8 protein-coding genes are annotated in these 8,448 nt (G+C 46.0%); 4 read left to right on the top strand and 4 right to left on the bottom strand.

Annotated elements, in window-relative coordinates; genetic code table 11:
• Positions 1-285: 285 nt before the first annotated feature.
• Together QT987_RS23720 and QT987_RS23715 are read right to left on the bottom strand one after the other, a co-directional pair.
• Positions 286-723 carry a VOC family protein gene (locus QT987_RS23720; RefSeq protein ID WP_333245120.1) on the bottom strand — a complete coding sequence of 146 codons (438 nt, stop codon included), beginning with the start codon at positions 721-723 and terminating at the stop codon, positions 286-288.
• A 215-nt stretch (positions 724-938) separates the two neighbouring features.
• Positions 939-1,448: a TIGR02652 family protein gene (locus tag QT987_RS23715; RefSeq protein WP_333245117.1), complete on the bottom strand. Its 510-nt coding sequence runs from the start codon at positions 1,446-1,448 to the stop codon at positions 939-941.
• Between the two features lie 106 nt (positions 1,449-1,554).
• Here QT987_RS23715 and QT987_RS23710 point away from each other — a divergent pair, with 106 nt between their 5' ends.
• Both QT987_RS23710 and QT987_RS23705 read left to right on the top strand, forming a co-directional pair.
• Positions 1,555-2,100 (top strand): gamma carbonic anhydrase family protein, encoded by a 546-nt coding sequence (locus tag QT987_RS23710; protein ID WP_333245114.1) that lies wholly within the window; start codon positions 1,555-1,557, stop codon positions 2,098-2,100.
• Positions 2,101-2,243: 143 nt separating this feature from the next.
• Positions 2,244-2,849 carry a Uma2 family endonuclease gene (locus tag QT987_RS23705; protein WP_333245109.1) on the top strand — a complete coding sequence of 202 codons (606 nt, stop codon included), beginning with the start codon at positions 2,244-2,246 and terminating at the stop codon, positions 2,847-2,849.
• A 67-nt stretch (positions 2,850-2,916) separates the two neighbouring features.
• On the opposite strand, the gene QT987_RS23700 is transcribed toward QT987_RS23705, so the two are convergent.
• Both QT987_RS23700 and QT987_RS23695 read right to left on the bottom strand, forming a co-directional pair.
• A complete protein-coding gene (locus QT987_RS23700; RefSeq protein WP_333115063.1) occupies positions 2,917-3,240 on the bottom strand; it encodes a type II toxin-antitoxin system RelE/ParE family toxin in 324 nt (107 codons plus the stop codon).
• Positions 3,241-3,242: 2 nt separating this feature from the next.
• Positions 3,243-3,527 (bottom strand): type II toxin-antitoxin system Phd/YefM family antitoxin, encoded by a 285-nt coding sequence (locus QT987_RS23695; protein WP_172187146.1) that lies wholly within the window; start codon positions 3,525-3,527, stop codon positions 3,243-3,245.
• 222 nt (positions 3,528-3,749) lie between these two features.
• Here QT987_RS23695 and QT987_RS23690 point away from each other — a divergent pair, with 222 nt between their 5' ends.
• Both QT987_RS23690 and QT987_RS23685 read left to right on the top strand, forming a co-directional pair.
• Positions 3,750-6,179 carry a GH116 family glycosyl hydrolase gene (locus QT987_RS23690; protein ID WP_333245106.1) on the top strand — a complete coding sequence of 810 codons (2,430 nt, stop codon included), beginning with the start codon at positions 3,750-3,752 and terminating at the stop codon, positions 6,177-6,179.
• 557 nt (positions 6,180-6,736) lie between these two features.
• On the top strand, positions 6,737-8,170 hold the full coding sequence (locus QT987_RS23685) for a protein adenylyltransferase SelO family protein (protein ID WP_333245103.1): 1,434 nt from the start codon (positions 6,737-6,739) through the stop codon (positions 8,168-8,170).
• Positions 8,171-8,448 lie beyond the last annotated feature (278 nt).

Raw genomic sequence — 8,448 nt, 5'->3', positions numbered from 1 at the left:
CGTCCAAAAAGGACGGGCGGGACGCCCATCCCACAATAACAATTAAAATTGTAAGTTATTTAATTCGCGCTCCTAAGTGAATTTACGTGAGGAAACGTAAGATACAGATGGTTGAAAAGCTGGCTCTATAAGCATTATTCCTTTTTCCTTCTACTTAATTTATTGATTAATTGATATCCTGATTAAAGCAAATTAGTGGGATGAGGATTTTTTAACCGCAGATGTCAGCAGATGAACACAGATGCACGCTGATGGGATTTCTGAAGAGTTTCAGCTCTGACTTAATTAGTCATTCATGCGCCGGATAAACTCTAAGGGCAAACCGTCTGTATCGGCAATAAAAGCTACTTCGTAAACATTTTGCCCGATCGCCTGTTGAGTCGGTTCTAATAAAACTTTCAAAGGTTGGAACTGGTTTGGTTGGTATGAAGCAGCTTCCTCAAACCGTTCTTTCAGAGACTGCAACCAGCTAGGCAAATCAGTTGTCGCCTCAGTTAAATCGAAAGATAAATGATAATATCCAACATAATGCTCGTCTCCGAAAGCATCCGGTGCGGGTTTTGGTTCCGGGATTTGAATTAGTTCGATGCGTCCGTTGAGACCTTCCATCCAACAGGCTAGGGTGTAACCTGTGGTAAAGCGATCGCTCACAGTAAATCCCAACTGTTCGTAAAAGGCGATCGCCCGGTGTATGTTAGCAGTGCGAATCGAGGCGTGGTGCATTCGATTTTAGATTTTAGATTTTAGATTTTAGATTGGGGAATTGGCCAAACAGGGCATTGGGCATTGGTTGCTATCGCCAAAACATTCTAAAAAACCTTGGGCAAATGACAACCAACAAATAACTAATGACTAATAACGAATAGACCTCTCCCATAATTATTGTGGAACAGGCATCTTGCCTGTTCAAAACTGTCTTTTTGGGAGATGTCTAATAACTATTCAAACAACCGAAAATAGGGATATCTAACCGGAACTCCCGGCTCTTTTTCCAAATCAAAATTAATCACTTCCCAGCAAGGGTCCTCTTGAGGATCGGGGCTAAAATCCACAGGCAAACCGTACAGCCTCGGCCGGGGCGATTCCGACTGGCCCCGCCAAGGCGTGCTGCGTTCCAAATAAGCGCTGATTAAGTCCCGATAGCGTTGGGCAACGATCACGCGAGTTGCTCGGTAGCCTTGAGTATAGAGTCGATCGAGCGCTTCGTGAATTTCAAACCGAATCCCGTCCGGGTGCGTGTGCTGGCGATACCATTCATTCTCCCAGCGACGCCAGTGCCGCCCAGACTGAAGGTGAACCAGTTCCCCCGTTTTTGGATCTGCCTCAAATGCCCCGTGACGCGGACACAAATAGGTATCCGTTAGCGTTAAAGCCGGAATTGTTTGGCGACAGTGGGGACACTGAATTTCCGGGCCAAACATCGGGTATTGCAAGGCAACTTCAATCATTTATTTGCGTCCCAGCATATTTTCTCTGCAAAAGTGCCAAATACTTTTATTATATCCCGTATCCACAACCAGCTAATCTGCTAGAAGTATAACGATCGACCAACAAATGAGCAATCTCAACGAACCTCTGTCTGCACTTCCTTCCTCTTGGCCCAGGCCCGATCTGTCCCAAGCGGCTTTTGTCGCTGAAGGCGCTGTTGTCATCGGCAGGGTAGAGGTGGCTGCGGGCGCTAGTATCTGGTACGGGGCGGTGGTGCGGGCGGATATAGAGCGAATTGCGATCGGCTCAAGTACCAATATCCAAGATGGAGCAATTCTGCACGGCGATCCGGGGCAACCGACTGTTTTGGAAGATTTCGTGACAGTCGGACACCGAGCCGTGATTCACTCAGCTTACATTGAACGGGGCTGTCTGATCGGGATTGGGGCGATCGTCCTCGATGGAGTGAGAGTGGGAACAGGCTCGATCGTCGGTGCAGGGGCGGTTGTCACCAAGGACGTTCCCCCTCACACGCTAGTTGCGGGAGTGCCTGCCAAACCCCTGCGGGAGGTCTCTGAGGAAGAAGCTGCGGAGTTGGTGGAACACGCTAAGCGTTACGAAAAGTTGGCTTTGGTACACGCGGGGAAAGGTTCTGATTTGGGATTTGATTAGTTGAGGGAATTTTGAGAATATTTCTTGTCCCACCCCCTACTCCCCTTAATAAGGGGGGCTAGGGGGGATCTCCGGGTTAGTTTTATTTGACAATAATGCTAAAGTACAGTAATTAAAATAAAGCAAAAAACTATTAGTTTCCAATGGCTTACACCGCGCAAAAAATCCTAACTTTTGAAACATTCCTCGATCGATATGGTGACAACTTCCGCTACGAACTCGCTGACGGAGAATTAGTTGACAGGGAACCCACAGGCCCGCACGAAACCGTCAGCGGTAAACTAGCAACTCAAATCGGCATCGCCATCGCAGCCGAAAAACTACCCTGGTTCATTCCCCGCACTTGTTTGATCCGTCCATTTTCAGATGCAGCTACTGCCCGCCGTCCCGATATTGTCGTATTAGATGAAACCGCTATTGTCAGCGAACCTCTTTGGGAAAGAGAACCAGTGATTACGCTGGGACGATCTATTAAATTGGTGGTAGAAGTCGTCAGCACTAACTGGGAAACAGATTATGCCCGAAAAGTTGAAGAATATGCTATTTTAGGGATTCCAGAATATTGGATAGTTGATTATCGCGGATTGGGGGGTGTGGCTTTTATCGGTAAACCAAAACAACCTACTATCACCGTTTGCCAACTGATTGACCAAGATTACACCCAGCAACAATTTCGCCTCGGTCAACCGATTATTTCTCCTCTGCTAAAAAGCTTGCCATTTCGCTTAGATGATATTCTTTCCCGATAAAGTGGGGTGTCAAACTAAATATAGGAATTACGCACTGGTAGTCAGGGTTTCGACACTTCGACGGAGTTTATTCTGATTCATCTATCATCGGTTTTTGGGCAGCGTGTCGCACAAAAATAATCTGAACTCTATCATCAACAATCGTAAACAGAATCCGATAGGCATTTCGTCCCTTGCCGTAAACAAGTTGTCGTATTTCTTCGTCAAAAAAACTATTCTCAAACGCGAAGGAACAACGAGAAGGCATATTTTCTAGCGATAAGATAGCTTTGTACAAGCCTTCTAACCAATTTCTAGCCTTCTGAGAAGAATGATTACTCAACCAAAAATAAGATTCCTCGATCGCTTTTTGCGCTGCGGGTTGGATAATGACTTGATATTTCTGATTCATCGCTAACTGTCTAGCTTATCAAACAGTTGATTGAAAAAATCCTCCGCTTTTTGCCCTTCCCCTCGATCCATTTGTGCCAAACCCAGTTTAATTCCCTTTAAAGTCTCTAATAACTCAACCGCATCTAAAAGTTTCTGATAGGATTCAGCATCCTGAATAACTAACTCTGCTTTTCCGTTGACAGTTAGAACTAAAGGATGTTTTGTTTGTTTGAGCCGCTGCACAAACTCAGTCGTATTACGTTTAAAATCGGTGAGAGAATGTATGTCTCTTGAAAGGTTAATCATAATGATAACATGAAATTCGCATCTAATTAAATGTTAAACGATACCTGCGGAGTTTGTCAATCTAAGCTTAGGTGATATTTGATATTTTGCCCCGATAAAGTGGCTTGCTGCAATCTAAAATCTAAAATCTAAATCAGAAACCGCGTTTTTTGCGTAAGTCCTATATATACTATTAAGTCTCTGCCGGAATTCCGCCGATCGCCCTTGCCACTAACATCTATCATGAACGATCGCACATCAACTCCAAACATCCCCCCGCACACCTGGAAACGTCCCATCGGCCTCGGTTGGGAAAATCCCTATACAGTCCGCTACGCAAGCAATCTCGACGACGGGCCCTGGCACGGAATGCCTCTGGGCGGGTTCGGTGCCGGCTGCATCGGGCGATCGTCCCGCGGCGACTTCAACCTCTGGCATATTGACGGTGGCGAGCACATTTTTCGCAGTTTGCCCGCTTGTCAGTTCAGCGTTTTTGAAGAAACTCAAGGCAAGAAACAAGCTTTTGCACTCTCCACTGAACCGCCTACCGATGGCAGTTTATCTAGTTGGAAATGGTATCCATCGGAAGGAAGAAGGAAGAAGGAAGAAGGAAGAAGGGAAGAGTCAACTTCAGGGACTTATCATGCTTTGTATCCGCGCAGTTGGTTTGTTTACGAAAATGTGTTTGAGGCTCAATTAAGCTGCGAGCAATTTTCGCCAGTTTTGCCGAACAATTATCAGGAAAGCAGTTACCCAGTCGCCATGTTTGAATGGGTGGCGCACAATCCTACAGATGCGCCGATTACTCTCAGCATCATGCTGACTTGGGAGAATATTGTCGGTTGGTTTACTAATGCTAACAAGTCGCCGAAAGTCATGGTTCGAGATGATGGTAGTCCATTTTATGACTATCAACCCCGGTGGGGAGAAAGCGGCGGAAATATGAATTTGTTGGTGGAAGATTTTCACCGGATAGGCTGCGTGATGACGCGGTTGACTGCTGAGGAGGAACCGCAAGAGGGGGATGGACAGTGGGCGATCGCAACTATTACTAATCCGGCGGTAGAAGTATTCTATCAAACTCGCTGGAACCCGGCGGGGAACGGTGATGATATTTGGCGCAACTTTTCTGCTGAAGGTTTTTTGTTGGATGACAAAGACGAGACAGCAGCCGCCGCCGGAGAACAGTTGGCTTGTGCGATCGCAGTTCGCTTTACTATTCGACCGGGAAAAACTCGCAAAATTCCCTTTATTATAGCTTGGGACTTGCCCGTTACTGAGTTTGCGTCGGGAGTTTGGTACTACCGCCGCTATACGGATTTCTTCGGCCGCAACGGCAAAAATGCTTGGCCGATTATTCGCACTGCAATGAAGCATTCGGATACTTGGCGCGAAAATATTGAAGCTTGGCAAAAACCCATTTTAGAACGGAAAGATTTGTCAGACAGTTTTAAAATGGCGCTGTTTAACGAGTTATACGCCCTGACAGACGGCGGTACTCTTTGGAGTGCGGCTGACGAACGCGATCCCAAGGGTCAATTTGCGGTTTTGGAGTGCATTGATTACCGCTGGTACGAAAGTTTGGACGTGCGGCTTTACGGTTCTTTTGCTTTGTTGATGCTGTGGCCGGATTTGGAAAAGTCGGTGGTTTTAGCGTTTGCTAGGGCAATTTCTGCAGGAGACGATACGCCGAGAATTATTGGCTGGAATCAAGCTTCGGCTATTAGAAAAGCTGTCGGTGCGACGCCGCACGATTTGGGTGCTCCTAATGAGCATCCTTGGGAGAAAACGAATTATACTAGCTATCAAGATTGCAATTTGTGGAAGGATTTGCCTTGCGATTTTGTGTTGCAGGTTTATCGGGATTTCCTGTTGACTGGCGCCACAGATTGTGAGTTTCTGCAAGAGTGTTGGCCGGCAATTGTTGAGGCTTTGGCTTATCTGAAAACTTTTGATGAGGATGGGGACGGAATTCCTGAGAATTCGGGAGCACCGGATCAGACGTTTGATGACTGGCAAATGCGGGGGATAAGTGCGTATTGCGGGGGTTTGTGGTTGGCGGCGCTGGAGGCTGCGATCGCGATCGGCGAAATTTTGGAAGATGCAGCACCGGAGATAATTCCTAACCCTCAAGCAAAGATAGCATTATATCACAGTTGGCTGTTACAAGCAAGACCAAGCTATCAAGAAAAACTGTGGAACGGTCAATATTACCGTTTGGACAGCGAGAGTAATTCCGAAGTGGTGATGGCCGACCAACTGTGCGGTCAATTTTACGCGAAACTGTTAGGATTACCGGATATTGTGCCGCCGGAATGTGCAGCCAGTGCTCTAGAAACTGTGTACGAATCTTGCTTTTTGAAGTTCAACGATGGCGAGTTCGGTGCGGCAAATGGGGTGATGCTGAACGGTTCGCCGGAAAATCCTAATGCGACTCATCCTTTGGAAGTTTGGACGGGTATTAATTTTGGGTTGGCCGCTTTTTTGGTACAGATGGGGATGGAGGAGAAAGCTTTTAAATTGACGGATGCTGTGGTGAAGCAGATTTATGAAAATGGGTTGCAGTTTCGGACGCCGGAAGCGATTACGGCGGGGGGAACTTTTCGGGCAAGTCACTATTTGCGGGCGATGGCGATTTGGGCGATTTACGGAGTGTTGACTAATTTTAAATAGGGGAAAAGGTATATAGCAATCCTTGTAGGAGTTGTAATTTTTTTGACCCCACCCCAACCCTCCCCGAACCCGTGGGGAGGGAGTAAGAAATTCACAAATGATTTAGATTACTATATTAGCTGGTGAATCCCACTTAAATTTAAAAAATTTAAGACTTCATATCATGTCCCGTCGATTACCCGAAATCAGGTAGGGGCGGGTTCACCAACAACATCGGCCAATAATTGACAATCTCAAAAACCCGCCCGGCCGGGATATTATGGTCAATCCGATATGAGATCAACTCCATTTTTAGCAAGAAAAACGGTTAATTTAACTATCGCTAAAATTGACCGTTAAAATTTTTAGCCTTCCAGGGAGACGCTAATGTTTCATGATCAAACTTTAGCTATGCTAAAATTTTAAAATGAAACAGCCCTGCTGGGATGCAAGGGAGATCGAAATCGGCTATAAACGAGAGAGAAAAAGGGTTTGAGGCGATTGTTGACACCAATGCAGTCCGCACCTTACCCGTATATAATTGGGAGCGATCGCCAATTTCAAGATAAAATAGAAAAATGTCAAATCCTTTGCTTTCCCTCAACTACGAACCCGCCCTCGAATCCCTCGGTGGCGACTATTTTGATGAAGTCCCTGCGGCCGATTTTCCGCAGCATATTCTCCGCTTCCGCAACGACAAATTATTGCCGATATTGGGTTTAGACCCAGCACAAGTAACCGACCAACATTTTATCGAAGCGTTCGGCGAATTTCACTGCGTCCGCCCCTTTCTCGCACTCCGTTACCACGGCTATCAATTCAACACATATAACCCCAATTTAGGTGATGGTAGAGGCTTCTTATACGGCCAAGTTCGCGGTACTGACGGCAGACTTTACGACTTCGGCACTAAAGGTTCCGGCCGCACTCCCTACTCGCGGGGCGGTGATGGTAGACTCACTCTCAAAGGGGGAATTCGCGAAGTTTTAGCCGCCGAAGCTTTGCACCGGTTGGGAGTTAGAACATCTCGCTGTTTTAGTTTAGTTGAAACTGGAGATGCTTTGTGGCGGGGGGACGAACCATCTCCGACGCGATCGTCCGTAATGGTGCGTTTCAGTCATTCTCACATCAGGTTTGGAACTTTTGAAAGATTGCACTATATCCGCCGCCCGGATTTAACTAAAAAACTTTTAGATTTTGTTATTGAATATTACTATCCACAACTGCATTTAGAAGCAAGTAATGCCGGGGTTTCGCCTGCAGAAAAATATGCCCTATTTTATGCAGATTTAGTCAAGCGAGTAGCTGAATTAGTCGCTCAGTGGATGGCAGCAGGATTTTGCCAGGCCGTGCTTAATACTGATAATATGTCAATTACAGGAGAAAGTTTCGATTACGGGCCTTTCGCTTTTATCCCAACTTACAAGCCGGAATTTACAGCAGCTTATTTTGACTATTCGGGTCTTTATTGTTACGGCAATCAACCGTTGATTTGTAGGGACAATTTAGAGAAGCTCCAGGAACCGCTAGCAGCGGCGATTCCTCAAGCTGATATGGATGCGGGTTTGGCCAAGTTTGGCGATTATTATAATGCAGCTTATCGGGAGTTGATGCTCAAGAGATTGGGATTTGAGGATTTGCCAGAAGCTGATGGAGATGAGTTGTTGAAGGTGACAATTAAAATGCTGGCGGAGTCTCAAGTAGGCTATCACGATTTCTTTTTTGAACTGCGAAGACAGTTTTCTGGCACTTGGCGAGATGATGCTAGTCTAATTTTTACTGAGGCGGAACCGGCGGACTTGATAGCACCTTGGCGACAGTTTTATTATCACGTTTTGCAAAGTTTGTCGGCGGATGATATGGATAAAATGGCGGACAGGTTGCGGAAGCACAATCCCGAACAATCGCTGTTGAGACCGACGATTGAGGCTGTTTGGGAGGCCATTGCTATTGAGGATAATTGGGAACCGTTTTATGAATTGGTTAAACGACTTCAAGACCCAGAAAATTGATTAATAATAGCTTGAATTAATAGCGCGTAAGGGCTGGTTCACCTGCATTTTCTGTTGGTATTAAAGATTAGCGTGAACCAGCCCCGGAGCAATCTGAGATTATAAAATCTTGACCGATAAAAATATAACATCGAGAAATAATTACTAATGACTAATGACCGAAAGAATCGAGGATACAAGCCCCCGGATTTATTCCGAAAGCAGAATCAGGACCCAGAAATAAAAAACCTGTATCAGATGAAACTTGCCCCCCGAATTTATCTCGCCCAAGTCAATTC

Source organism: Microcoleus sp. SVA1B4, assembly GCF_036700545.1.
In the GTDB taxonomy this organism is placed as follows: domain Bacteria; phylum Cyanobacteriota; class Cyanobacteriia; order Cyanobacteriales; family Microcoleaceae; genus Microcoleus.
The sequence above is the reverse complement of the archived record's forward strand: the minus strand, read 5'-3'. Positions and strand labels throughout refer to the sequence as shown.